Below are 26172 nucleotides of genomic sequence, written 5' to 3'. Positions count from 1 at the left end.
GAGAAGGCCGAACCAGAGCGCCCTTAGTTTGCGCCTCATGCATACCCCAACCGGGAGGTTGCCCAAGTATGCTGAAGACCCGAGGCCGGCGCCGGCAGGATCCTGTGGAGGAAATCAAAATGACAAAATAACGAGAACTCAATGAAAAGAATGCTAATCAACGCGACTCAGGAAGAGGAGTTGCGCGTAGCGCTGGTTGACGGACAACAGCTCTACGATTTGGATATTGAAAGTCCGGGACACGAGCAGAAAAAAGCGAACATCTACAAGGGTAAAATCACCCGCGTAGAACCCAGTCTCGAAGCTGCTTTTGTCGACTATGGCGCCGAGCGTCACGGTTTCCTGCCATTGAAGGAGATCGCCCGCAATTACTTCCCCTCCGGTTACTCCTATCAGGGTCGTCCCAACATCAAAGAAGTGGTCCGCGAAGGCCAGGAAGTGATCGTCCAGATCGATAAGGAAGAGCGTGGCACCAAGGGTGCAGCCCTCACTACCTTTATCAGCCTGGCCGGTAGCTACCTGGTGCTGATGCCGAACAACCCCCGTGCCGGTGGTATCTCCCGCCGCATCGAGGGCGATGAACGGACAGAACTGAAAGAAGCCCTGAGCGGCCTGACCGTGCCGGACGGCATGGGTCTCATCGTGCGTACCGCCGGTGTGGGCAAATCCCCGGAAGAGCTGGAATGGGATCTGAACGTTCTGCTCAACCACTGGGACTCCATCCACAAGGCGTCACAGGACCGTACCGCTCCCGTGCTTATCCACCAGGAAAGCAACGTGATCGTGCGCGCCATTCGTGACTACCTGCGTCGCGATGTCGGCGAGATCCTGATCGACGACCCTGTCATCTTTGAACGTGCCCGTGCTCACATCGAGCTGGTTCGTCCCGATTTCCTCAACCGCGTGAAGCTGTACAAGGGTGAAGTTGCCCTGTTCAACCACTTCCAGATTGAGAGCCAAATCGAGTCGGCCTTCCAGCGCGAAGTGCGCCTGCCCTCCGGCGGCAGCATAGTCATAGACCCGACCGAAGCACTGACCTCCATCGATATCAACTCCTCCCGCGCCACCAAGGGCGGCGATATCGAAGAGACAGCGCTGCAAACCAACCTGGAAGCGGCCGACGAGATTGCCCGTCAATTGCGTCTGCGCGACCTCGGGGGTCTGATCGTCATCGACTTCATCGACATGACACCGGTTCGCCATCAACGCGAAGTGGAAAACCGTCTGCGTGAAGCCGTGCATCAGGACCGCGCCCGCATCCAGCTGGGCCGGATCTCCCGTTTCGGTCTGCTGGAGATGTCCCGCCAGCGTCTGCGTCCCTCCCTCAACGAGTCAAGCAGCCACATCTGCCCCCGTTGCCAGGGTCAAGGGGTCATCCGTGACAACGAATCACTGGCCTTGTCCATCCTGCGTCTCATCGAAGAAGAGGCCATGAAGGACAACACAGAGCAGGTTCATGCTCAGGTGCCGGTCGATGTTGCCGCCTATCTGCTCAACGAGAAGCGCGCCTCCATCGCCAGTCTGGAACAGCGTAATGAAGTACGTCTGTACATCATTCCGAACCAGCATCTGGAGACCCCGCACTACGAAGTGACCCGCATTCGTCAGAACGAGATCCCGGAAGCGGCCAGCTACGAGCTGAAAACCGAGATTGCCAAGCCGGTCTACCAGCCGAAGCAGGCTCAGGTGATCGAACGCGAGCAACCGCTGCTGCAAGGCTTCGTCCAGGCTCCTCAACCGGCTGCCCCTGCTGCTCCTGCGCCCGTCGCGGCACAGCCACAGGTTGCCGCCGAAGCGGGTCTGTTTGGCAAGCTGTTCAAGGCCATCTCGGGTCTGTTTGCCGGCGATGCCGCTCCAAGCGACGTCAAGGCCCCTGCCGAGAAACCGGCTGCGCCGCGGGAAGCGCGCAAGGATGAAGGTCATCGTCACCAGCGTGATGAAAACCGTGGCCGTGGCCAGCGTCCCCGTCGCGACGACAACCGCAGCAACCGCAACACGGCGGAAGCCGGCGAGAAGCGTGAAGGCGCGGCCAATCGCGAGGGCGGTGAGAACCGCAATCGTCGTCCGCGTAAAGAACGCGAACCGCGTCAAGAGCGTGAGCCCCGTCAGGAACGTGAAGCCCGCGGTGAAGTGCGCACTGAACAGCGCATGGAACGTGAGCCCCGCGAACCTCGTCAGGAACGCGAACCGCGCGCCCCGCGTCCGGCTCGTGAGCCCCGTGCACCGCGTGAGCCCCGTGCCGAGCTGGTCGTTGAAGCGGTAGAAACCGTTGAAACTGCCGTCGTCAGTGCCGAGCCCCAGCAGGAAAAAGAGCAGAAAGTCGCCGAGCGCCGCGAACGTCGTCAACTGCGCAAGCAGATCCGTGCCGATGTACCGGCCAGCAACCCTGCTGCTCAGCCGATTGATGAACCGGTTGCTGCCGTGGCCGATGCCGCTGACACTGTTGAACAGAGTGACGAACAGGCCGACGGTCAGCGTCGCTCCCGTCGCACGCCGCGCACTCAGCGTATCGAGGGCCAACGCCGCAAGCGCATCAACGAAGATGCCCGCAGCCAGCGCGATGATGAAGAGCAGCAAGCAGAGACCACTATCCTGACCACGGCAGCCCAGGCTGATGCGGCTCAGGTGAAAGTGGAAGAGCCGGCTGTGCCCGTCATCACGATCCCGAGCGCCGAAGCCATTGCCGCCGCCGTACAAGCCTCTGCTGCACTGACCGAGCATGTGGTGGTGGAAGCCGTTGCCGAGGAAGCACGTGAGCAAGCCGAAGCCGTGGCGATCGCCGCCCCTGTCGTGACCGAAGCCCAAGTTGAAGCTGACCCTGTTGTGGCTGCCGAGCCGGTTGTCGCAGACGTGGTGGCCACAGCTGTGGTTGCCGAAGCGAGCGTCGTTGTCGCACCTGCTGACGACGTCGTTGCGACCGTGGCCCCTGTCATCGAGGCGGCTGCCGAGGTTGTTGCACCCGTTGTCGTGGAAGCCGCACCTGCAGCTGAACCAGCACCCCAGGTTGCTGAACCTGTTGCTGCCGTGGTCGCCGAGCCAGTCGCAGCCGTGGTTGTTGCCCAGGCAGAGCCGGTAGCACCCGCTGCCGTCGCTGCGCCCGTGGTCAACCAGGCCAAGAAAGGCGCCGGTCTGCTGGCCGGTGCCCGCAAGGCTTCAGCCCCGATGGCAACGCCGGCTGCGGCACCCGCCCTGCCTGCGCAGGCACCTGTCGAGCAGGCACCGCTGGTGCGCAATGACGTGACAAGCTCTGGCCGCCATGGTGGCAGCACGGCTGCTGTCAACGTGGCAACCAGCCCGGCTGGTCGTCCTTGATTGCCAGCCAGCTAGCCTGATGGAAAAGAGCCACACACTGTGTGGCTCTTTTTTTATCTTCCGTTTGGGCTCGGGTGTAAACCGAGTCACTGACTCCCAGCCTTCCCCCATCGCTTTTCTCTTGTCACCAGAGCCACTCCTTCTCCTTCCACGTCCACCAATACAAGAAGAGAGTCGCCCCCTGTACGGCCCAATAAGCTGCAACGCCTGGTTACCCCTCTCGCTGTCACATCCGAGCCACTGACGACCCAAACCAAGATCTCATCCTTTATCCCCCTGCTGCTGATGAGTCACCTGTGTGCCCGTCAGACTTGTTGTCCATGCCCTGTGACGGTATCCGTCAATGAATAGCACCCTGGCCTGGAGAGATATCCTGGCCACCCATAAACTCGGCTTGCCCCAGGTGACAACGCTCCCGCGCGCAGCGCCAAGCACAGACAACAGAATGACAGGTTGCCGCCTTCTCGCCTCCCCGCTTCAATCCCTATCAAACACTGAGCAAGACCTTGTGTCTTGCAACGGATGGCACACAGCGCAGCATAGGAGCGTCCGGGTTTGACGTCCCTATTGCTGTAGACCGTCGTTGAGTAGGCTGGATTATTCACTTCGCTCAATCTGTGTTGCTATGTGTTTAACATTACAAGTTTGATGGCATATAAAGAGTCAACGGCATCAGAAACAAGTCATCGACTCTCTTCCTGCCCGCCTGCCCGGGCCAGATGATCTGCACTCTCCCAGCCAAAGAACGGGGCTGCGCGGGATCTGCAGACATGAAAAAAGGGCCCGTAGGCCCTTCGTCAATATCTGAGGTTGCGCTGCTATCAGCCGCCAAACAGGTGGTGGCTGATGAGGAACAGGCCACCAGAGAGCAGCATGGTGAGCGGCAGGGTCAGCACCCAGGCCATCAGTATGGTCTTGATGGTCTGGCTCTGCAGGCCTGACTTGTTCGCCACCATGGTCCCCGCTACCGCAGAGGAGAGGATATGGGTGGTGGAGACGGGCATACCGGTCAAACTGGCAACACCGATGGAGGCAGCCGCCGTGATCTGGGCGGCAATCCCTTGGCTGTACGTCATGCCGGTGGAGCCAATCTTCTCGCCGACCGTGTAGACGATGCGACGCCAGCCCACCATGGTACCGCAACCCAGCGCCAGTGCGATGGAGACGATAACCCAGGTCGGGGCATATTCAGCGGTCGCCGTCAGATCCTTGCGCCATTTGGCCAGATCGGTCAGCTCCTTGGCCGGCAACGGCAGCTTGGAGACCTTGCGCGCGGTATCGTCGATGCACAGCAGCAGACGGCGCACTTCACGACGGTCGGTCAGATCCAGCTCTTCATAGGTCCGTACCTGGCCGAGACGATTGTCCAGGGTTGCCATGGCCTGCAGTGCGCCATTCGCCGCACAATGGGTCATCAGCTCTTCCTGGGCCTGAGCAGGCACCTTGAAGTCCACCACATGAGCAACCTGCTCATGGTTGCGCTGATAGATCTCCATGATGCGCTGGTTGGCATCCTGGGTGCGATCCAGATCGTAGGAGCGGCTGTTCATGTCCAGAGCGAAATAGGCGGGTGCCATGCAGATCAGCACCAGCATCACCAGACCTATGCCCTTCTGGCCATCGTTGGATCCATGCACGAAGCTCACGCCCATGGCGGAAGCGACCAGAGTGAGGCGAGCCCAGAACGGCGGGTGCTTCTTGCCGTCCACCAGCAGGCGCTCTTCCGGGGTCTTGTGGATCTTGCTGCCCAACCAGACTCGCTTCATGGCAAACAGCAACAGGGCTGCCACGACAAAACCGACGGTCGGGGAGATGATCAGGGAAAGCATGATGTCGATCGCTTTGGCGACGTTGATACCCTGAGTCAGCGGCTGATGGTTGAGCCAGGCATAGGCACCGCCTACCCCCAGGATGGAACCGATCAGCGTGTGAGAACTGGAGGCCGGAATGCCCAGGAACCAGGTCCCCAGATTCCAGACAATGGCGGAAAACAGCAGGGAGAACACCATGATCAAACCCTGGGTGGAATCCATGCCCAACAGCAAATCAATCGGCAGCAAATGGACAATGGCATAGGCTACGCCCAGACCGCCGAACATGACGCCAAAAAAGTTGAAGATCCCGGATGCGACTACCGCCAGGTGAGCCGGCATCGCCTTGGTGTAGATAACCGTTGCTACCGCGTTGGCGGTATCGTGAAAGCCATTGATGAATTCATAGGCCAACACAAAAAAAACGGCCAATACCAAACCGATTGACCATAACAAACCCAAACCACTAAACATTTCAAACATAAAAACGAACCTGTTTATGAGTTGCGGCGGATTATGCCAGAAGGCTGGTTGCGCCATACCCGTTGTTGAAATATTTCAGTAAGAAAAAAAAAGAGCATTCTCTCAAAAAATAGCTTAGAGCCAGCAGTCATGCGGCTTGTCGATGATTAATTAAACAGACCCAGGCTGACAAAAACAGTCCCCAAACGGGGACAATTCATCATGATATCGCACGGCGACACAGGATCTTGCTCGGCGTCACCGTCAGCTTTCGACCGACAGAATCGCGACATCTGTACAAAGGGCAAGCAAAGGCAAGCCACTCCCCTGCCCCTTCACACCCGTCCCATCTTGCCTTGCCGCCCAAATCCGACGGCGAAGGGCGCCAGTGGCGCCCTCTTGTTTAACAGATTGCAACCGGATCCGCTGTCGACCGGATCACGCACCGCCGATCTCAATCCTGATTCATACGGCTGGCAACGGCGCCCTGCTGGCTCTTGTACTTGGCATTTTCCCGCTTGTTGTAGGGACGTGCCGCTGCCCCGGAGAGCATCTCGAAGTTCAGTGCGCCTATCTTCATCTTGGGACGCAGCGCCAGCGGCAACTTGCCGCCGTTGTAGAACTCCAGCACGATGCGACCGGACCAGCCCGGATCGATGCGGTGTGCGGTGACGTGCACCATCAAGCCGAGACGGGCCAGGGAGGAGCGGCCATCCAGCCAGCCAACGATGTCGGCCGGCAGAGTAACGGATTCATAAGTCACCGCCAGTGCCAGTTGGCCCGGGTGCAGATAGAAGGCTTCCCCATCTGCGATGTGGATCTCGTCGCTCATCACCCGATCGATGGCGTCTGCCATCTCGCTGCTCGGGCCGCTCAAGTCGATATAGGGGGCCGTGTGATCGCGAAACACTCTAAACTCGTTGCCCAGCAGCACATCGACGCTGACGCCGCTGATCCGCTCAACACCGGGTCTTGGCTCAATCACTATCTTGCCTTCATCCAGATGACGTTCAATATCGGTATCACAAAGGCGCATTGGGCGACTCTCCTGACAAAATGTTCATTTAAAAAAGCCGGGCATCACCCGGCTTGTTTCATCTTAACCAATCAACATGTGGCGGATACGCGCCTTGAGCATGTCGATGGCGATGCGGTTCTTGCCACCGCGGGGCACTATTACGTCCGCGTACTGCTTGGAAGGCTCGATAAACTGCAGGAACATGGGACGTACCGTCTTCTGATACTGCTTGAGCACGGAATCCATGGTACGACCGCGCTCTTGCACGTCACGCACCAGACGGCGCAGCAGACAGATATCCAGCGGGGTATCCATGAAGATGGAGGCATCCATCAGATCCCGCAAGCGGCTGTCGGTCAACAGCAGGATCCCTTCCAGAATGATCACCCGGCGCGGGGCGAAGGGGGTCACCTCGCTCATGCGGGTGTGCTCTGTGTAGGAGTACTGGGGAATGTTGACCGCATCGCCTTTCACCAGCTGGCTCAGGTGCTGTACCAGCAGATCGTGATCCAGGGCATTGGGGTGGTCATAGTTGGTCTTGACCCGCTCTTCCATGGTCAGGTGGGTCTGATCACGGTAGTAGCAATCTTCGGTGATCACACCAATCTGACCCGCGCCCAGTTCGGCCACCAGCTCTTCATAAATGGTTTGGGCTATGAGGCTCTTGCCGGACGCGGATGCGCCAGCAATACCGATGATCACACACGAATGTTGAGTATCAGACATTGAAAATACCTAAAGAGAAGAGCAGTGGGGATTGTTTAAACCGATCCATTATATAAAAAAGGGTGAGCCATGCCCACCCTCAAATCCACCTCAACCACACGACAGCCGATTATTCATCCACCGCCATCGTATAAAGGGGGGTCGCAATCGGTTTACCGCTGAAATAGAGCTCGGCACCCACTCGACGAGCCAGTTTCATATAGGCCTGAGCCAGGCTTCCTTCCGGTGCGCCGAACACGGTCGGGCAGCCATCATCCATGTGCTGGCGGATATCGATGTGCAGCGGCAGCTGACCAAGCAGTGCCACATTATACTGCTCCGCCATCTTCTGGCCGCCGCCGGTACCGAACAGGGGCTCGTGATGACCGCAGGCGCTGCAGACGTGATAACTCATGTTTTCTATGATGCCGAGCACGGGCACATTGACCTTGTTGAACATGGCGACCCCCTTGCGGGCATCCGTCAGCGCCACGTCCTGGGGCGTGGTCACGATCACCGCCGCCGAGGTCGGCACCTGCTGGGCCAGGGTGAGCTGGATGTCACCCGTGCCTGGCGGCATGTCCACCACCAGATAATCCACTTCGCCCCAGCGGGTCTCGTGCAGGATCTGGGCCAGCGCCTTGCTCGCCATGGGGCCGCGCCAGATGGTGGCATCCTGCTCGTCCACCAGATAACCGATGCTGTTGCTCTTGAGGCCGCAGGCCATCACAGGCTCCATCAGCTTGCCGTCATGGCTGACGGGGCGCTCCTTGACCGTGCCCATCATGGTTGGAATGGAGGGGCCATAGATGTCCGCATCCAGAATGGCGACTCGCGCCCCCTCCTTTTGCAGCGCCAGCGCCAGGTTGACAGCCGTGGTGGACTTGCCCACCCCGCCCTTGCCGGAGGCAACCACCAGGATGTTGCGAATGCCCTGCACCGCCGCCAGCCCTTGCGCCCGCGGCAGGCTGGCCACCTCTATGTCACATACCCAGTCGATGCGGGTAGCGCCGGTGGCACTGCGCAACCGGGCATCGAAGTCCTGCTTGATCTGCTCAAACAGGGAACGCCCGGCAAAGGGCAACACCAGCCTGATGGTCAGGCTTTGCCCCTGCAGCACTGCACTGCGCACAAACCCGGCCGCAACCAGATCCTTGCCCCACCCTGTCGGCTTAAATTCGGCCAGGATCTGTTTTACTGAATCAATCACCATTAACTCCTCATTATCTTGTCATTATCTTGAGGTGAACGGTTACCGCACACAAATCAGTGGCTTGCCTGCTTGCCAACCAGCGCGAGCACCAGGGCGGACAGCGCCACAACCCTAGGCAGGCTACCCCCAATTCGGGTAACATGCACGGCACTGTATCATCCCAACAAGCACATCAAGAACGACTATATGGCAACTGATCCTCGTACAATGCTGGTAACCTGCGCCCTCCCCTATGCCAATGGCTCCATCCATCTTGGCCACATGCTGGAACACATCCAGGCCGATATCTGGGTTCGTTATCAGCGAATGCGTGGCCATCAGGTGCACTTCATCTGTGCCGATGATGCCCACGGCACCCCCATCATGCTCAAGGCACAACAGCTGGGGATCACCCCGGAAGCGATGATCGCGGCCGTCTCCAAAGAGCACCAGACCGACTTCGCTGGCTTCAACATCAGCTTTGACAACTATCACTCCACCCACAGCGACGAGAACCGCGAGCTGGCGGAGTTGATCTACGGTCGTCTGAAAGCCGGTGACTTCATCAAGGGTCGCACCATCACTCAGCTGTTCGATCCGGAAAAATCCATGTTCCTGCCGGACCGCTTCGTCAAGGGCACCTGCCCCAAGTGCAAGTCTCCGGAGCAGTACGGCGATAACTGCGACAGCTGCGGCGCCACCTACAGCCCGACCGAGCTTATCGATCCGAAATCCGCCGTCTCGGGCGCCACGCCTGTGATGAAGGATTCAGAGCACTTCTTCTTCGACCTGCCGCAGTTTGAAACCTGGCTGGCCGGCTGGGTGCGCGGCTCCGGCGCCATTCAGGAAGAGATGGCCAACAAGATGCAGGAGTGGTTCGAGAGCGGCCTGCAGCAGTGGGACATCACCCGCGACGCCCCCTATTTTGGTTTCGAGATCCCGGGCGCACCGGGCAAGTACTTCTACGTCTGGCTGGATGCCCCCATCGGCTACATGGCGTCGTTCAAGAACCTGTGCAACAAGCGCGGCGACATCGATTTCGACAGCTACTGGAAGAAAGACTCCACCGCCGAGCTCTATCACTTCATCGGCAAGGACATCGCCTACTTCCACTGCCTGTTCTGGCCATCCATGCTGGAAGGGGCGGGTTTCCGCAAGCCGACCAAGGTCAACGTGCACGGCTATGTGACCGTCAACGGCGCCAAGATGTCCAAGTCCAAGGGCACCTTCATCAAGGCCTCCACTTACCTGAATCACCTGGATCCTGAGTGCCTGCGCTACTACTACGCCGCCAAGCTCAACAGTCGCATCGACGATCTGGACCTGAACCTGGATGACTTCGTGGCACGGGTCAACGCCGACGTGGTCAACAAGCTGGTCAACCTGGCCTCCCGCAACGCCGGCTTTATCGCCAAGCGGTTCGACGGCAAGCTGGCCGCCACCTGCGCCGAGCCCGAGCTCTATGCCGAGTTCGCCAATGCCAGCGCCTCCATCAGCGATGCCTATGAAGCGCGCGAGTTCAGCCGTGCCATCCGCGAGATCATGGCGCTGGCCGACAAGGCCAACCGCTACGTGGACGAGAAGGCCCCCTGGGTGTTGGCCAAGCAGGAAGGCGCAGACGCCGAGCTGCAGGCAGTCTGCTCTGTCGGCATCAACCTGTTCCGGGTACTGATGGCCTACCTCAAGCCGGTCATGCCGCTGCTGGCCGAGCGCGCCGAGGCCTTCCTGGGCGAGACCCTCACCTGGGATGGCGTGGCCCTGCCGCTGTGCAACCACCAGCTGGCCCCGTTCAAGGCGCTGTTCGCCCGCATCGAGCCCGCCAAGATTGAAGCCATGATAGAGGCCTCCAAGGAAGATCTGGCCAAGGAGCAGGCACCGAAAGTGACAGGCCCGCTGGCAGACGACCCCATCAGTGAAACCATCTCCTATGAAGATTTCGCCAAGTTGGATCTTCGTGTGGCGCTGATCAAGAAGGCCGAAGCCGTGCCGGAAGCGGACAAGCTGCTCAAGCTGCAACTGGATCTGGGCGGTGAAACCCGTCAGGTATTCGCCGGCATCAAGTCCGCCTACAACCCCGAAGATCTGGAAGGCAAGCTGACCGTGATGGTGGCCAACCTGGCGCCGCGCAAGATGCGCTTTGGCATGTCCGAAGGCATGGTGCTGGCCGCAGGCCCGGGCGGCAAGGATCTCTGGATCATGGAGCCGCAGGAAGGCGCCCAGCCAGGCATGCGCGTCAAGTAAGCGCGCTGGCTGCAACCCCCATGAAAAGAGAGGCCATCGGGCCTCTCTTTTTTTATCCCCCTTTTCCCACGGCATGGCAGCTGCCCCCCATCGTCAGCACTCCCATATGGGCTTGTTGCCACCGCGCAATTTGCCTAGACTGCCTGTTCACCTCGGGTCGCACATGGGCCCACCCTCCATCAGGCAAGGAGCAAGCATGATCACCTTATACGGAACCCCAGTCAGTCGAGCCCTGCGCATATCCTGGTTACTGGAAGAGTTGGGCGTGGCGTGGCAGTTTCAGTTTCTCGACTTCGCCAAGGGCGAGAATCGCAGCGACTGGTTTCTGGCCCTGAACCCGAGCGGCAAGATGCCGGTGCTCAAAGACGGGGATTTCGTGCTGACCGAATCCGCCGCCATCATGCAGTACCTGGCCGAAGTCTATGGCCCGGATTGGCTGCCAGCCAGAGGGACGCAAGCCTCGGCGCTGCACGCCAGGTGGGTCAGCTTCATCACCTGCGAGCTGGAGCAACCGCTGTGGACCATAGGCAAGCACAAGTTTGCCCTGCCGGAGCCCCAGCGCCTGCCAGCCATCTTCCCCACCGCCAAGTGGGAGTTCGACAAGGCGGCGGCCATCGCCGAGTCCTGGGTGCCCGAGCAGGGCTACCTGCTGGGGGAGCAGATCACCATAGCAGACCTGCTGCTGGCCCATACCCTGATGTGGGCCACCCGCTTCGAGCAGACCATTCCACCCAAGCTGGCCGCCTATCGGGATCGTCTGGCCAAACGCCCCGCCCTGCAGGCCGTGCTGGCCAAAACCCAGGCCATCGCCGACGCCGCCCAGGCCGGCTGACGCCAACATATGCAAACGGGAGCCCCGATGGCTCCCGTTTTTATGCGTGGTATGGCGGTTTCACTCCGCTCAATTGGTATGAAAGCCACTCCCTTTGGGCGGCAGCGCCTCTTCATACTCCATCCGGGTCACCTCGGCGGTGCGCGGCCCGTGTTCCAACCAGCCCAGCATCATCTGCACCCCGTGCTCGGGCCCGCAGATCAGGATCTCCACCGACCCGTCCTCCAGGTTGTAGGCGTGGCCACGCAGTCCCAGTTGCAGCGCCCGCTCCCGGGTGAAGTAGCGAAATCCCACCCCTTGCACCTGACCCCAGACGCGCACGACAAACGATTGCTCTCCCATTTCTCACACCTTCCCCTTAAGAAATTTCCCCCCAAGGCGATAATGAGCGCGACACTCTCTTCCCCTTGCAGGACGCAATACCATTATGAAAGAAGTAAAGTTTCGGTGGGTTGACCGTTATCTCATTCACCTCACGATCAGCGAAAAATTTCTCATCACCTTCTGGTGCCCTCTGTTGTTCATCGCCTTGCTCACCGGGTACCTGCTGGCCGACGGCCATGATCAGCAGATGCAGGTTCGGCTGGATCAACTCAAGCAAAGGGTCGAGACCAGCGCCCAGCTGATGAGCCAGCACGCCAGCCTCACCCTGCCCGCCGATCTCATCCTGAGCCCGACCGGCAGTGCCGGCCTGAGCCAGCAGGGCGACCACTACCGTTTCAGCGCCAGCGCAGGTCAAGCCGGTTTCGTGACCGGCAGCCTGGATGCGGGTCGTTACTCCATATGGGATGGCCAGGGTACCACCCTCACCATCATCGCCGTGCTGGCGGCCTTGCTGGCCCTCATCACCCACTACCTGATGACCTTTGTCTCCGGCGCCCTCTACTCCACCAACAAGGCACTGCAGACGGTGGCCGACGGAGATCTCACCTTCCGCCTCAATTTCTTCCCGGTGCGGGACGAGTTCTCCATCCTGGCGGGCAGCATAGACAGATTCACCGACCGCCAGCACAAGATAGTACAGCTAGTGGAAGAATCCGCCGAGGCGCTCACCATGGCCGCCGACGAATTTCGCGATCACGCCAGCGAAGGGGAGACCATGGCCCGCTCCCAGCGCCAGCATATGGACTCCCTGGCCGCCGCCATGGAGCAGATGTCCGCCGCTATTCGCGAAGTGGCCCGCAACGCCAACGACACCCTGCAGCAGACTCGCCAGTCGAGCGAAGAGGCGGCCAATGGCGCCGCCCGGGTATCGCGCACCATAGCCGCCATCCGCACCCTGGCCGACGAGATAGGCAACGCCTCAGGCGCCGTCGAGCGGCTGACCCACAACGCCAATCGCATCAACGAGGTGGTCAACGTCATCAACGCCATCTCCCAGCAGACCAACCTGCTGGCACTCAATGCCGCCATCGAGGCGGCCCGCGCCGGCGAGCAGGGTCGCGGCTTTGCGGTGGTGGCCGATGAGGTGCGCACCCTCGCCAGCCGCACCCAGCAAGCCACGGTGGAGATCCAGCAGATGATCGAAGAGCTGCAGGCCGGCACAGGTGCCCTCAACGACATCATGGAGAAGACAGTTGGCCGCGCCGCCAGCAGCCAGGTGCTGATCAGCGAAGTGGGGCTCGACATCGACAAGCTCAGCAACCACAGCGATGCCGTGCTGGAGATGAGCACCCAGATAGCCACCTCCAGCGAGGAGCAGAGCTCGGTCGCCGAGGAGATCACCCGGAACCTGGATCAGGTGCGCCACGAAGCGGGCCAGGTAGAGGAATCCGCCAGCGCCTCTGTGGCCGGCACCGCCGGCCTCAAGGCCACCGCCACCGAACTGGCCCAGGCATTGAAGGGGCTCAAGATCTGATCTGAAGCTGATGCAGGATCAGACAAGCCGGGCTCTCTTGCCAAGGTTGTTTGAGTTTTACCAGCGGGCCACATAGAATGTGGCCCCTTTTCTTTTTACCATCGGCAAACACCCATGAGCGTTTTCATCTATCTCGTCAAAGGCCGCGAAAAATCCCTGCTGCGCCGTCATCCCTGGATCTTCTCCAAGGGGATTGAGCGGGTTGAAGGCAACCCCGTTGACGGCGATACCGTCGAGATCTACGCCAACGATGGCAAATGGCTCGCCCGTGGTGCCTGGTCAGGCAGCTCCCAGATCCGTGCCCGGGTCTGGACCTTCGATAAAGAGGAGACAATCGATCTCGACTTCTTCCTCCGTCGCCTCAAATATGCCCAGGAGTCCCGGGATCCGCTGATCAAGCGTCAGGGCCTCACCGGCTATCGCCTGTGCGCCGCCGAATCCGACGGCCTGCCGGGTCTGACCATAGACCGTTATGCCGATTTCCTGGTGTGCCAGATCCTCTCCGCCGGTGCCGAGTTCCAGCGCGATCTGATAACGCAAGCGCTGCGTACCCTCTACCCAGAGTGCAGCATCTATGAGCGCTCCGACGTGGCAGTGCGCAAGAAGGAAGGGCTGAAAGAGCGTACCGGCGTCATCCATGGCGAGACCCCGACCGAGCCTGTGGTGATCGAAGAGAACGGCGTCAAGATCCTGGTGGACATCCGCAACGGTCACAAGACCGGCTTCTATCTGGATCAGCGCGACAACCGTCAGGCTGTCTCCAAGTACACCTCGGCTAAGCGGGTGCTCAACTGCTTCAGCTACACAGGTGGCTTTGGCATCTATGCCCTCAAGGGTGGCGCCAAGGAAGTGGTCAACGTGGATCTCTCCCAGACTGCGCTGGACATCGCCCGCCAGAACGCCGAGCTGAACGGGCTGGATATCTCCAACACCCAGTTCATCCGTCACGACGTGTTCAAGCTGCTGCGCGAATACCGCGAGAAGGGCGAGAAATTCGACGTCATAGTGCTGGATCCGCCCAAGTTTGCCGAGAGCAAGGCCCAGCTGCTGGGTGCCTGCCGTGGCTACAAGGACATCAACATGCTGGCGTTCCAGCTGCTGGCGCCGGGCGGCGTGCTCTTGACCTACTCCTGCTCCGGCCTGATGGAGCAGAGCCTGTTCCAGAAGATAGTGGCCGATGCGGCGCTCGACGCCGGTCGCGATGCCCAGATCCTGGAGCTCCTGTCCCAGGCTTCTGATCACCCCATCGGCACCGCCTATCCGGAAGGTTTCTACCTCAAGGGTCTGGTGGTGCGCGCCCGCTAAGAGCCGCCGACCAGAGTTGGCCGCCCCTTGACCCCGGTTCCAGACCCGGGCTTGGTGCGGCAAGCCAGCCATCAAAAGGCCCGCTATCGCTAGCGGGCCTTTTTTGCGCTGCACTCCAAAGAGATAACGCCGCTCACTCCCTCTCCTCGGCTTGCCGCTGCCATCCCTCTAGCGTGCGTTTCCAGCCCTTTAACCAAGCACTGTGCTCACGGCATCCACCCAGGGAATGGCACTCAGCCCACCTACGGGAACCTGACCGATCTTTTATGTATGCAAAAATATGAAAATAAAATCACCAAGATTGGAAAATCTTCGGGGAAATATCGGCATAAATTGCATCAAAAATCACTCTGCTGCATAAATCAGTTTTCCCCCTCTCCTGATCCCGGCCATTCCCCCATTTCGGCTGCACATCATCTCTGAGTCGGCAGCAGGCCTGTCGTCGGGCCCAAGCACCCGGCTCAGTCACGGGCCGGCGCCCCCAGCGGGAAATAATGCCGAAATGGCCGCGCCTCATCCACCACGCGCACCACAGAGGGCCGGCTCAGCAGGCGAGTACGGTAGGCCCGCAGTCTGGTGTGGGAGTGCGGTATCTCATGGGCCCAGTCGGCATAGAAGAGCGAGGGGGCGGCGGCGCAATCGGCCAGGCTGAAGCCATCGCCGGCGATCCAGTGACGCCCTTCGAGCCACTGATCGAGCCAGGGGTATATCTGGTCGAGCAGCTCGCGGGCCTCCATCACGCCATAGCCGTCGCGCTCGGCCTGCGGGCGCAGCGCATCCAGCACCACTTTCTGCATGGGCGTCATCACATAGTTGTCGAAGACGCGATCCAGCATGTGAACCTCCAGACCCGCATCGCCAGTCGGGATCAGGCTAATGGGGCCCGGATGGTGCGCCTGCAGATGCGCGACTATGGTGCTGCTCTCGAGGATGCAGCGCCCGTCATCCAGCAGCACGGGGAAGCGCTTGAGCGGCCAGAGCACGGCAAGCTCGGCGTTGGCCGCCGGGTTTTCAAGACTCTGATAGTCAAACGGAGTGGCATTCTCGTAGAGGGCGATCAGCACCTTCTGGCTGTAGGATGAGAAGGGATGGGCATAGAGTTTCATCAGGCGTGCTCCTTGCGATCAGATGGACGACACCCCTAGTCTAGATCCCCACGCCTGCCCCTGATCTTGCCCCCATACAGCTGGCTGTTTTTGCGTAAAAAACGCATATTCATGACAAAAGTCACACCCGTATGACTCTCTTTTAGATAGGGTGATCCCGCCTGTGGCCAGCATGAGTCCAGGCTGCTGGGGCATCAGGCTCGATGCCCCAGCACAACAACAAAATCGATGTCAGGCCAAGCTGAACATCGCAAGGGATCCCGATATGAATCAATCATTGCCGCTGTTGACGCCGCTGCGGGGCATCGCTGCCCTGATGGTGGTGTTGTTCCATGCCCGCTTGCTGCTCTTTCCCCAGTGGATGGAGTCGATCGCCGGTCACACCCAACTCATCGAGAACGGCTACCTCTGGGTCGATCTCTTCTTTATTTTGAGCGGCCTGGTGCTGGCCCACGTCTACGGTGAGGCCTTCAGCCACACGCCCCGCACCCTGGGCTATGGCCGCTTTCTCTGGCTGCGGCTGACCCGCGTCTACCCCCTCTACTTTGTGACCCTGGTGCTGCTGGTGGGCTGGGAACTTTACAAGGCCCGCCATGGGGTGGGCTTCTATGCCGGCCCCCTGTTCAAGATGTGGGAGTGGGAGGGAATGCCTCCCTTCGGCTCCCCCTTCACCCCGGCCGAGGCGCTGCCAAGCGCCTTCCTGCTGCTGCAGGTAGTGACCGATCACGGATTGACCTGGAACTTCGCCGCCTGGTCCCTGAGCGTGGAGTGGATAAGCTACCTGCTGTTCCCGCTGCTTATCCCGCTCGCCGTGACCCGCAGTCGCTGGAGCCATCTCGCGCCCCTGTTGGCGCTGACGGCGCTGGCCTTTATCGTGCACAGTCGCGGCACGCTGGATGTCACCAGCGGCGCGCTGGCGGTGGGACGCGGGGTGAGTGAATTCGTGCTCGGCCTCTGGCTGCTGCCCAGGGTCAAGGCCGCGCGACACTTGCCCATGATGCAACGGGATCTGCCGATCTTGATCGCCTTTGTGCTGCCCTTCGCGCTGATGCAGTTCACCATGACGCCGCAGCTGACCCTGCTGCTCATCAGTTCCTACGTGCTGCTGATCTGGATTGCCGCCTGCCAGAGCGATCGCCAGAGCCCGCTGCTGCGCCTGCTGGACAACCGCGTCACCAACTGGCTGGGGGATCTCTCCTACTCCATCTACCTGCTGCACGCGCTGGTGCTGCTCACCGGGTGCGAAATGATTCACTATCTGGCGCCGGGGCTCACCGACTGGTGGTATGCCCAGACCCACCCGCTGCTGGGGGTAGTAGCGACCCTGTTGATGCTGGCGGTGCTGATCGGCCTCTCGGCCCTTAGCTACAACCTGCTGGAGCGACCGCTGCAACGGCGCCTGCGTCGCTGGGGCAAGGCTCGCCAGCCGGTGATGGAGCAAGCCGGGTAAGGTTCTCCACCCAAACATGGCCCCGAAGTGAGACAGGCTCGGCCTCATCGGGACAACACAGGGGGATATGCCTCACCGCCAGCGTATGGCGAAGGCTATCCCCTCTCTCATTTTTCCCGCCAATCCCCTGCGCTTTGTGTGAATTCCAGTTCGAACCAGAGAGGGCATTTGTGGCATAATGGCCCGTCCTGTGGCCCTTGGCGGGGCTGCTCTGGCGCACCATGTCGCCCCTCCTCCCCCGTCCGGCTTGGCGGCCTTCCCATGGCTGCCTGAAATCGTTGCCCCTGTTGGCACCGAGGCCACCCATTTTTTGCGGTATCTTGTCTGCCTGTCTACAAGGCGACGGATGACCGCCCATTGACCAAGACGGCTCCACAGAGCCTCTGCATAAGGGGTAAGTATGTCTTCCATTCGTCTGACCCAATACAGCCACGGCGCTGGCTGCGGCTGCAAAATTTCTCCCAAGGTGCTCGACACCATTCTCAAGAGCCAGATCCCGGGCTTTGACGACCCGACCCTGGTGGTCGGCAACAGCAGCAAGGATGACGCGGCCGTGGTCGATATCGGCAACGGTCAGGGTATCGTCTCCACCACCGACTTCTTCATGCCCATCGTCGATGACCCCTTCACCTTCGGTCGCATCGCCGCCACCAACGCCATCAGCGACATCTACGCAATGGGCGGCAAGCCCATCGTCGCCATCGCCATCCTCGGCTGGCCCATCAACACGCTCGCTCCCGAGATTGCGCAGCAGGTGATCGACGGCGGCCGTCAGGTATGCCATGAAGCGGGCATCTCGCTCGCCGGCGGCCACAGCATAGACGCCCCCGAGCCCATCTTCGGCCTCGCGGTGACCGGCATAGTGCCGCTCGATGCCATCAAGCAGAACGACACCGCCCAGGTGGGCGACATCCTCTATCTGACCAAGCCCCTTGGCATCGGCATACTCACCACGGCCCAGAAGAAGGGCAAGCTCAAGCCAGAGCACGAGCAGCTGGCCCCCAACGCCATGTGCGCCCTCAACAAGATTGGCCAGCGCTTTGCCGAACTGCCGGGCGTGCACGCCATGACGGATGTGACCGGATTTGGTCTGGCGGGCCACCTGCTGGAGATGTGCGAAGGATCAGGGGTGTGCGCCACCCTCGATTTCAAGGCGCTGCCGCTGCTCGACGAGGTGGATTACTACCTGAGCGAGGGCTGCGTACCGGGCGGTACCCTGCGCAATTTTGACTCCTATGGCCACAAGCTCGATGCCATGGACGATCGTACCCGCAACATCATGTGCGACCCGCAGACCAGCGGCGGCCTGCTGGTAGCCGTCGGTAAAGAAAGCGAAGCCGAGCTCCTTGCCATCGCGACGCAAGCGGGGCTGACCCTCTCCCCCGTCGGCCAGCTGAAGGCGCGTACCGGTGATCAGTTTATCGAGGTTGTCCAATGAGTCAGCGGCTGCTTGCGGAGGCCATGCTATGAGCCAACTGCCACTGGCCACGGATCTGGCCCGGATTTTTCTGGACGATGTCCCGCTCATCGACTTGCGTGCGCCCATCGAGTTCAAGGAGGGGGCCTTCCCCTGCTCGACCAATCTGCCCTTGATGACAGACGATGAGCGGGCCCAGGTCGGGACCTGCTTCAAGAAGCAGGGTCAGGCGGCCGCCATCGAACTGGGTCACAAGCTGGTGGGGGGCGCCGTGCGGGCCGAACGCCTCGAAGGCTGGCTGGCGCAGTTGCGCCAGCAGCCCGACGCCCTGCTCTACTGCTTTCGCGGCGGCCTGCGCTCGCAAACCGTACAACTGTGGCTGCATGAGGCCGGGGTCACTCGTCCCCGCGTCGCCGGTGGCTACAAGGAGCTCCGTCGCTTCCTCATCGACACCCAGGACAAGGCCTCTGCCGAGTGCCACTGGACCGTGCTGACCGGCATGACAGGCTCCGGCAAGACCCATATGCTGGGCCATGTGACCCAGGCGCTCGATCTGGAAGGCCATGCCCGCCACAGGGGCTCCTCCTTTGGCCAGTTGCCCGGCGGCCAGCCCGGCAACATCAACTTTGAAAACAACATGGCCATCGAGCTGCTCAAGCGCCGCCACAAGGGCGAACAGGCCTTCGTGGTAGAGGACGAGAGCCGGCTCATCGGTCGCTGCTGCCTGCCGAACACCCTGTTCGATGCCATGTGCGAGGCCCCGCTGGTGGTAGTGGATGTGCCGCAGAGCGAGCGGGCCGAACAGATCCGCCAGGACTATGTGCACGATCTCTGGCTGCGTTATCAGGCCATGTTCGGCGCTGAAGCGGGCTGGCCGCTGTTTGCCGCCTACCTGACCGATGCGCTGGCTCGCCTCAAGCGCCGCCTCGGCGATCAGGCTCACCGCGAGCTGGATGCGCTGATGCAGACGGCCCTCACCGAGCAGGCCAGCAGTGGCGCGACCGAGCTGCATCTGGCCTGGATCACCCTGCTGCTGACCCGCTACTACGACCCCATGTATCTCTATCAGCTTGGCAACAAGCGTGAGCGCATCGTGTTCCGGGGTGACAAACAGGCCTGTCTCGACTACTTCACCGAGCAGCACGCCAGAGCGCAACAGGGCTGAGCCCGTCGCCTTTCCAACAAGAGGACCCCATATGTTGAAATTCGAGGTGATCCCGGTCACCCAGTTCGCCCAGAACTGCTCTCTCATCTGGTGTGGCGAAACCCATCAGGCGGCGCTGATCGACCCAGGTGGCGAAGCGGACAAGCTGCTGGCCGCCATCGCCAAGCGCGGACTGACCCTGACCCATATCCTGCTGACCCACGGTCATCTGGATCACGTGGGCGCGGCCGCCGAGCTGCGTGAAAAGACCGGCGTGACCATCACGGGGCCCCACAAGGAGGATGCCTTCTGGCTCGACATGCTGCCCCAGCAGAGCCAGATGTTCGGCTTTACCCATACCCCCGCCTTCGCCCCCGACCAGTGGCTAGCCCAGGGTGACAAGGTGAAAGTGGGCAACTGCGAGCTGGAGGTCCATTTCTGCCCGGGCCACACTCCGGGCCATGTCATCCTGCTCAGCCAGAGCGAGCGGCTCGCCTGGGTCGGCGATGTACTCTTTGCAGGCAGCATTGGCCGCACCGACTTTCCGCGCGGCGATCACGCCACCTTGATTAGGTCGATCACCGAGACCCTGCTGCCGCTGGGGGACGAGATCGTCTTCATCCCGGGCCACGGCCCCAGTTCCACCTTCGGCCGCGAGAAGGCAAGCAATCCCTACCTGACGCAACCTATCTGGTGATCCCCCGCTCCTCACGGGTGTCCCACTGGGCCTTGAGGCGCAAGATCTCCGGCATGATCTCGAGAAAACATGCGAACAGCCGGGGATCAAAGTGCTGGCCAGCACCGTCACGCATAGTGGCCAGCACCTGCTCCAGAGGCCAGGGATCCTTGTAAGGGCGACGCACGCTCAGGGCGTCAAACACATCGGCGATGGCCACGATCCGCGACGCCTCGGGGATCCCTTCGCCGGTTTCTCCTGCGGGGTAACCCGAGCCGTCCCACTTCTCGTGGTGATGCAGGGCAATCTCCGCCGCCATGCGGAAGATGAGCCCGTCGGAGCGTTTCAAGATTTCGTAACCGATGCGCGGATGGGTGCGCATGATGGCCCACTCCTCTTCGGTGAGGGGGCCGGGCTTCTTGAGGATGTAGTCGGGGATCCCGATCTTGCCCATGTCGTGCATGGGGGCCGCTAGCTCCAGCAGCTCCGACTGCTCCGAACTCCAGCCCGCCGCATCGGCCAGGGCTCGGGCATAGGCGGCCATGCGCCAGATATGTACCCCGGTATCGGTGTCGTTGTAGTGACCCGCCTCGCTCAACATCACGATGGCGGTGCGGTAGCTGCGCTCGAGCTGATCGAGGCGTACCAGAGAGAGGTGGTTGCGCACCCGGGCGCGCACCGTGCTTGGGCAGACCGGCTTGTAAATGTAATCCACCCCGCCCGCCTCGAACCCCTGGCTCTCGCTGTCTGCGTTGTCGCTCGCCGTGATAAACAGCACCGGGATCCCGGCGTGGGCCGGATCGGCCTTGAGCCGGCGACACACCTCGTAGCCATCCATGTCAGGCATGCGCACATCAAGCAGGATCAGGGCGGGCTCGTGGCGCTCCACGGCGGCCAGCCCCTCCTCGCCTCCCTTGGCGAAAAAGAGGCTGTACTCCTCCTTGAGGATTTGCCGCAGCAGCCCGAGGTTGCTCGGCTCGTCGTCGATGATCAACACTCGCGGTCGATTCATGATCCAGGTGCCTCCCGATTTTCCAGATACCCCTCCAGCTTGCAGGTCGCGAGCTGGATGTCGAACAGCTCCAGGGCCGCACTGATCTCGCTCACCAGCTCAGAAGGCAAGTAACTCTTGGCCTGGCCCAGCGCAGGTTCAATCAGTTCCAGATCCTCGCTCATCAGGGCCTCACGCAGAGCGTGCAGACACACCTCCTGCGCCTCACCCTGAGCCAGCGGGGAGTTGACAGCCCCCGGCTCGCGCCCGGCATAGATGTCGATGGCCTGTTGCGCCCGTTCCAGCGCCTCAAGGAAGGGGGCCATGAGCTGGCTGGTGTCCCCTCCCTGCTCGATGGCCTCATTCAGTTCTGCACTGATGCGCGCCACATCGGTGAGCGACAGGCTGCCCGCCACCCCCTTGAGCTTGTGCGTCAGGCTCGCGGCGGCATCAGTCTCGTGCTGGGCTATGTAGTCCGGCAGCACGGTACCGACCGTCATGTAGTCATCGCGGAATCGGCGCAGGTATTTGAGATAGACAGAGGCCTCACCCCAGTTGCGAAGTCCGGTATCGATATCAATGCCGGCCACCGGCTCCAGGGCCGCCGGCGCGTCGCTGATCGTGAGCGGCACCACACTGTCGGGCAGGTAACGCAGCAGGGTCGCGATGAGCTGTTCCACGTCGAGCGGCTTGGCGATGAAATCGTTCATGCCGCAGGCCAGCGCCGCCTCGCGTTGATCCTTGAACACCCCGGCGGTGAGTGCCAGCACGGGCGTTTCCTTGCGTCCCTGCAGCTGGCGCAGGCGACGGGTCGCCTCGTAACCATCCATCACCGGCATCTGTACGTCCATGAGTACCAGATCGATACGCTGCGCCGGGTCGGCAAGACAGGCCAGGGCCCGCTCCCCGTCGATGGCGGTGATCACCTCGGCCCCCTCCCGCTGCAGCAAGCGGGTTGCCACCTCCAGGTTGATGTCGCTGTCATCGACCAGCAGTATATGAACGCCAGGCAGGCGCAGACGGCGCTGACCGCTCTTCAGCAGATCCACATGCTCGCGCTTCTCGTGGATGAGGCGCGCCACCGCGTTGTAGAGGCTGGAACCTGTGACCGGCTTGTGCAGCACCAGATCGACCTGCTCCGAGCCGGGGCTGCGCATCAACTCTTCCTGGGAATAGGCAGTCGCCATGATGATGATGGGCGAGCGCTCCTGCAGCTCGAAGGCACGGCGAATGGCCACGCAGGTCTCGAGCCCGTCCATGCCCGGCATGATCCAGTCGAGCAGGATCACGTCGAAACGCTCCCCCTGACGCAGCAGATGGTGCAAGGCCTGCTCGCCTGACTCCACCACCCGTGACTGCCAGCCGAGGGAGCCCACCGTCATCGACAGGGTATCGCGGGTCACCTGGTTGTCGTCGGCGATCAGCAGCGAGACGTGCTGCAGCCGCTCGTGGAAGGCCTCAGGCTGCTCTACCTGCTCCAGCCGGACGCGGAACCAGAACTCGCTCCCCTTGCCCAGTTCGCTGGTGACGCCGATGTCGCCCCCCATCAGGCTCACCAGGCGGCGACTGATGGTCAGGCCAAGCCCGGTTCCCCCAAAACGGCGGCTGGTGGAGGAGTCGGCCTGGGAGAAGGCATTGAATATGTTTGCCTGCTGCTCGGGCGGAATGCCGATCCCGGTATCGCGCACCCGAAACAGCAAGGTGGCCATGCCGTCTTGTTCGGCTTCCAGCTCGACCTTGACCTCCACCTCCCCGCGCTCGGTGAACTTGATGGCGTTGCCGGTCAAGTTGAGCAATACCTGCTCGAGGCGCAGGGCGTCTCCAACCAGATGGGCGGCCTGCTCGGGGGCACTGCTCACTACCAGCTCGAGGTGCTTGTTGCCAACGCAGGTGGACATGATGGCCGCCACATGATCGAGCACCTCTTCCAGGCTGAATGGCACCTGCTCAAGCTCGAGCCGGCCCGATTCAATCTTGGAGAAATCGAGGATGTCGTTGATGATCCCGAGCAGAGCCTGCCCGGCCTGATGGATCTTGCGCACCAGGGCGCGCTGGCCATCGTCGAGCCCCCCTTGTTCGAGCAGGTAGGCCAACCCCATGATGGCGTTCATGGGAGTACGGATCTCGTGGCTCATGTTGGCGATGAAATCCCCTTTGACCCGCGCCAGCCTGGCCGCCTCCTGCTGCGCCAGCTGCTCCCGATGCCGGCTGAGCACCAGCGAGGCCACTCCGGCACCGAACAGCAACAGCAAGATGGCGCAGGTGACCGAGATGATCCCCCAGATGTGAGTGCGAATGGCCAGCAGCTCGCTGCGTGGCACCATGGAGGCAGCCTTCCAGACCAGCTGATCGTGATTCAGTGCCGGGTACAGCGTGGTCCAGCTCCACAGGCCGTCGGCTAGCTCAACCTGGCCGCTCGAAGCACCCAAGAATGCCTGCCAGGCCTGGGGAGAAAACAGCTTCAAGGTGAGGTCCGGACGCTCGAGCATGAAGCCCCACTCTTGTGCCGGATCCGGGCTGCGCAGCCAATAGCCATCCTGATTGAGCAGCATGGTGTGATCGGCGGCCTTGCCACTGCTGTTGGCGAATACCTTGAGCATACGGCCGGCCTGTACGTTGATAAGCAGCAAGCCCAGATCGCGATCCCCCAGGCGCAGGCGCTTGGCGATACGGATCATGGGATTGAAGGGGCGATCGATCACCCCCTGCTCGACGTTGAGATCGAGCGGCGAGACGTAGATCCGCTCCCAGGGCAGCGCCATGGCATCGCGGAAATAGTAACGATCCTTTTTGTTTTGCAGCTGGTCGTCAGCCACACGCTGCAGATGCTGGCCTTGACGATTGAAGCGCACCAGCTCCATGCCATCCGGCGCCAGCCAACGCACCTGGGCATAGTCGGGATTGCGGTTCATCAGAACGGTGAACTGGGCGGCAATGTTGTCACGCTCGTCGCGACCCGCCGCCTCGAGCAGGATGGGCTCTTCAGACATGCTACGCACATGGCGCAGCGGCACCGCCAGCTCGTCGTCGAGACGACCGCTGGCGAGCGTCAGGAAGGTGCTCTCATCGCTACGTACACGGTAGAGCTCGCGCTCGATCAGTGCGTCACCCAGCAGATACCCACCCACCAAAACCAGCACAAGAATGGGTGAGAACAGCAGGAAATATCCCCGTATGATTCCCTTCATCACGGTCAACATCACCCCGTATGTAGACTTGTTCGAATACTTTATATATGCCAGAGCACCACAACGGGTGTCCTGCTGTCAATCATGCCTACAAGTAAAGACTAACCGTACTATTTGAGTATTTTATTTTTATCGGGAAAAAACGCCGTAAAAACAAAGAGGCCACCCGATTGGGTGGCCTCTTTACAGGAACCTTCGTTGCCGATTAAACGCGAACGAAGTCCAGGTGAACCAGCTTCGGCTTAACCGGGTGACGCTGGATAGCCTTCACTTTAACGCTGACTTCTTCACCGTTGATGACCAGGGTCAGCACGGATTCGTAGAATTCCGGCTTCTCTTGGGCAATGATGAATTTTTTGTGGTCAACAGTGATGGACTGGGCTTCTTTGCCTGCACCATAGATGATGGCAGGAACTTGGTCAGCGTGACGCAGGCGGCGGCTCGCACCTTTCCCCAGGTCAGAACGGACTTCAGCTTGGAATACGAAAGACATAGTGGTTATCTCATATAGATGAATTTATGGTGCTGACTGCGACCGGTCAGCACCTCGCAAAACGAGGGCGCATACTAGCACGGGCCCAGTACAGTGACAAGAAACCTTAACGCCCCTGCTCCAGCCGGGCAAACCGCTGCTGCCGCTCTGCCGCACTCAGGGCATCGAAGCGGGCCAGGGTCTGGGGCGCCGGACAGTAGAGGGTATCCCCCGCCTTGACCCTGATGCTGTTGCCCATCAGCGGACGATTGTCATCGACTATGGCCAGCAGATAGCTGTAAGTGTCTCCCGCCGCCCCTGTGACGGTGCCATTCTGGGCCAGGGTGGCGGCGATGCGCCACAGTGTCTCCCCGGATGCCACCTGATGACAGACCCGCTTGCCATTGCCGGCCGCCGGCGCCGAGAGCGTGAGCGTCTCACCGCCGGGGGATGCGTTCACCGCCGGTGGTGTCTCACCATTAGCAACACGGACCAGCAGGGTATCCGGCGCTCGCCGGGCCGTGTTCAGAGCCAGGCTCACCGCCAGCCGTTCTGTGCCCAGGCTGGCGGTGTGCGGCTGACCCGGCATCACTGGCGGCGTGAATTCGGCCATGAAGGGTACTCCCAGACCGGCCACCTCCTGCTCGCTGTAATACGGCGACGTGACGGGCGCGACGGGTGCTAGGCCATAGGCAGCCTCATCGATGCGCCTGAGCCTGGCCAGATACGCCTTGGAGAGCTGCGCCTCCCCTTCGAACAGATCGAAGGGCGGCACCAGCCGGGCCGGAAACAGCACCTGCCAGCGCCCCTTCTTCTGCTTGAGCTCGAGAGGGGGAAACTGATTGCCCCGCCAGGCCACGAACATGGCCGGCGGTGAGCGGTGCAGCGGGTAATATTCCGGGTTCAGCTGCACCCAGGTTTGCTCTGCAATAGGCTGGTAACCGCTGATCACCACCTGCGCCACACTCAACCAGATCCCCAGCATCCTTGCC

Annotated in this window: 19 protein-coding genes; 9 read left to right on the top strand and 10 right to left on the bottom strand. The window is 61.1% G+C overall.

From position 1 onward, the window contains the following. The first annotated feature begins 141 nt into the window (after positions 1-141). On the top strand, positions 142-3312 hold the full coding sequence (rne, locus tag BN1118_RS09280; RefSeq protein ID WP_043134826.1) for a ribonuclease E: 3171 nt from the start codon (positions 142-144) through the stop codon (positions 3310-3312). A gap of 821 nt (positions 3313-4133) precedes the next feature. On the opposite strand, the gene BN1118_RS09275 is transcribed toward rne, so the two are convergent. The 4 genes from BN1118_RS09275 to apbC form a co-directional block, all read right to left on the bottom strand. Continuing rightward, positions 4134-5606, bottom strand: coding sequence for an inorganic phosphate transporter (locus BN1118_RS09275; protein WP_042866360.1), 1473 nt, complete (start codon positions 5604-5606; stop codon positions 4134-4136). 433 nt (positions 5607-6039) lie between these two features. Next, positions 6040-6621: a dCTP deaminase gene (gene dcd, locus BN1118_RS09270; protein ID WP_043134827.1), complete on the bottom strand. Its 582-nt coding sequence runs from the start codon at positions 6619-6621 to the stop codon at positions 6040-6042. 63 nt (positions 6622-6684) lie between these two features. Further along, positions 6685-7329, bottom strand: a complete 645-nt coding sequence (udk, locus tag BN1118_RS09265) for a uridine kinase (RefSeq protein ID WP_042866357.1) — start codon at positions 7327-7329, stop codon at positions 6685-6687. A gap of 109 nt (positions 7330-7438) precedes the next feature. Continuing rightward, positions 7439-8521 (bottom strand): iron-sulfur cluster carrier protein ApbC, encoded by a 1083-nt coding sequence (apbC, locus tag BN1118_RS09260; RefSeq protein ID WP_043134828.1) that lies wholly within the window; start codon positions 8519-8521, stop codon positions 7439-7441. 186 nt (positions 8522-8707) lie between these two features. On the opposite strand from apbC, the gene metG reads away from it, so the two are divergent. Continuing rightward, positions 8708-10741 (top strand): methionine--tRNA ligase, encoded by a 2034-nt coding sequence (gene metG, locus BN1118_RS09255; RefSeq protein WP_043134830.1) that lies wholly within the window; start codon positions 8708-8710, stop codon positions 10739-10741. 196 nt (positions 10742-10937) lie between these two features. Next, on the top strand, positions 10938-11573 hold the full coding sequence (locus BN1118_RS09250) for a glutathione S-transferase family protein (RefSeq protein ID WP_043134831.1): 636 nt from the start codon (positions 10938-10940) through the stop codon (positions 11571-11573). Between the two features lie 69 nt (positions 11574-11642). Here the strand turns inward: BN1118_RS09250 and BN1118_RS09245 are convergent, their stop codons facing one another. Further along, positions 11643-11915, bottom strand: coding sequence for an acylphosphatase (locus BN1118_RS09245; RefSeq protein WP_043134832.1), 273 nt, complete (start codon positions 11913-11915; stop codon positions 11643-11645). Between the two features lie 85 nt (positions 11916-12000). Here BN1118_RS09245 and BN1118_RS09240 point away from each other — a divergent pair, with 85 nt between their 5' ends. Together BN1118_RS09240 and BN1118_RS09235 are read left to right on the top strand one after the other, a co-directional pair. Beyond that, complete coding sequence (locus BN1118_RS09240; protein WP_043555689.1) at positions 12001-13431, top strand: methyl-accepting chemotaxis protein; 1431 nt, start codon at positions 12001-12003, stop codon at positions 13429-13431. 114 nt (positions 13432-13545) lie between these two features. Next, on the top strand, positions 13546-14736 hold the full coding sequence (locus BN1118_RS09235; RefSeq protein WP_043555688.1) for a class I SAM-dependent methyltransferase: 1191 nt from the start codon (positions 13546-13548) through the stop codon (positions 14734-14736). Positions 14737-15197: 461 nt separating this feature from the next. Here the strand turns inward: BN1118_RS09235 and BN1118_RS09230 are convergent, their stop codons facing one another. After that, the gene (locus BN1118_RS09230; protein WP_043134835.1) at positions 15198-15842 is read right to left on the bottom strand and encodes a glutathione S-transferase family protein; all 645 of its coding nucleotides are present in this window, start codon (positions 15840-15842) and stop codon (positions 15198-15200) included. Positions 15843-16107: 265 nt separating this feature from the next. Between BN1118_RS09230 and BN1118_RS09225 the strand changes: the two genes are divergently transcribed. From BN1118_RS09225 to BN1118_RS09210, 4 genes are all read left to right on the top strand, one after another. Beyond that, entirely contained in the window at positions 16108-17292 is a 1185-nt protein-coding gene (locus BN1118_RS09225) for an acyltransferase family protein (RefSeq protein ID WP_043555685.1), read from the top strand. Between the two features lie 400 nt (positions 17293-17692). Next, on the top strand, positions 17693-18730 hold the full coding sequence (gene selD, locus BN1118_RS09220; protein WP_043555683.1) for a selenide, water dikinase SelD: 1038 nt from the start codon (positions 17693-17695) through the stop codon (positions 18728-18730). A 28-nt stretch (positions 18731-18758) separates the two neighbouring features. Beyond that, positions 18759-19874, top strand: coding sequence for a tRNA 2-selenouridine(34) synthase MnmH (gene mnmH / locus BN1118_RS09215; protein ID WP_043555681.1), 1116 nt, complete (start codon positions 18759-18761; stop codon positions 19872-19874). A 31-nt stretch (positions 19875-19905) separates the two neighbouring features. Next, positions 19906-20550 (top strand): MBL fold metallo-hydrolase, encoded by a 645-nt coding sequence (locus BN1118_RS09210; protein ID WP_043555678.1) that lies wholly within the window; start codon positions 19906-19908, stop codon positions 20548-20550. Here the strand turns inward: BN1118_RS09210 and BN1118_RS09205 are convergent. From BN1118_RS09205 to BN1118_RS09190, 4 genes are all read right to left on the bottom strand, one after another. After that, positions 20540-21541, bottom strand: coding sequence for a response regulator (locus BN1118_RS09205; protein WP_043555675.1), 1002 nt, complete (start codon positions 21539-21541; stop codon positions 20540-20542). The two genes, BN1118_RS09210 and BN1118_RS09205, sit on opposite strands and share 11 nt — an antisense overlap. Continuing rightward, on the bottom strand, positions 21538-24708 hold the full coding sequence (locus tag BN1118_RS09200) for a hybrid sensor histidine kinase/response regulator (RefSeq protein WP_043555872.1): 3171 nt from the start codon (positions 24706-24708) through the stop codon (positions 21538-21540). Before BN1118_RS09200 ends, BN1118_RS09205 begins: the two co-directional genes overlap by 4 nt. 205 nt (positions 24709-24913) lie before the next feature. Next, positions 24914-25201: a 50S ribosomal protein L25 gene (gene rplY / locus BN1118_RS09195; protein WP_042037696.1), complete on the bottom strand. Its 288-nt coding sequence runs from the start codon at positions 25199-25201 to the stop codon at positions 24914-24916. 106 nt (positions 25202-25307) lie between these two features. Then, on the bottom strand, positions 25308-26165 hold the full coding sequence (locus BN1118_RS09190) for a hypothetical protein (protein WP_043555672.1): 858 nt from the start codon (positions 26163-26165) through the stop codon (positions 25308-25310). Positions 26166-26172: the final 7 nt, after the last annotated feature.

It is taken from the genome of Aeromonas bestiarum, from assembly GCF_000819745.1.
Lineage (GTDB): Bacteria > Pseudomonadota > Gammaproteobacteria > Enterobacterales > Aeromonadaceae > Aeromonas > Aeromonas bestiarum.
Note: the sequence above shows the minus strand (reverse complement) of the source record. Positions and strands in the feature narration are given on the sequence as shown.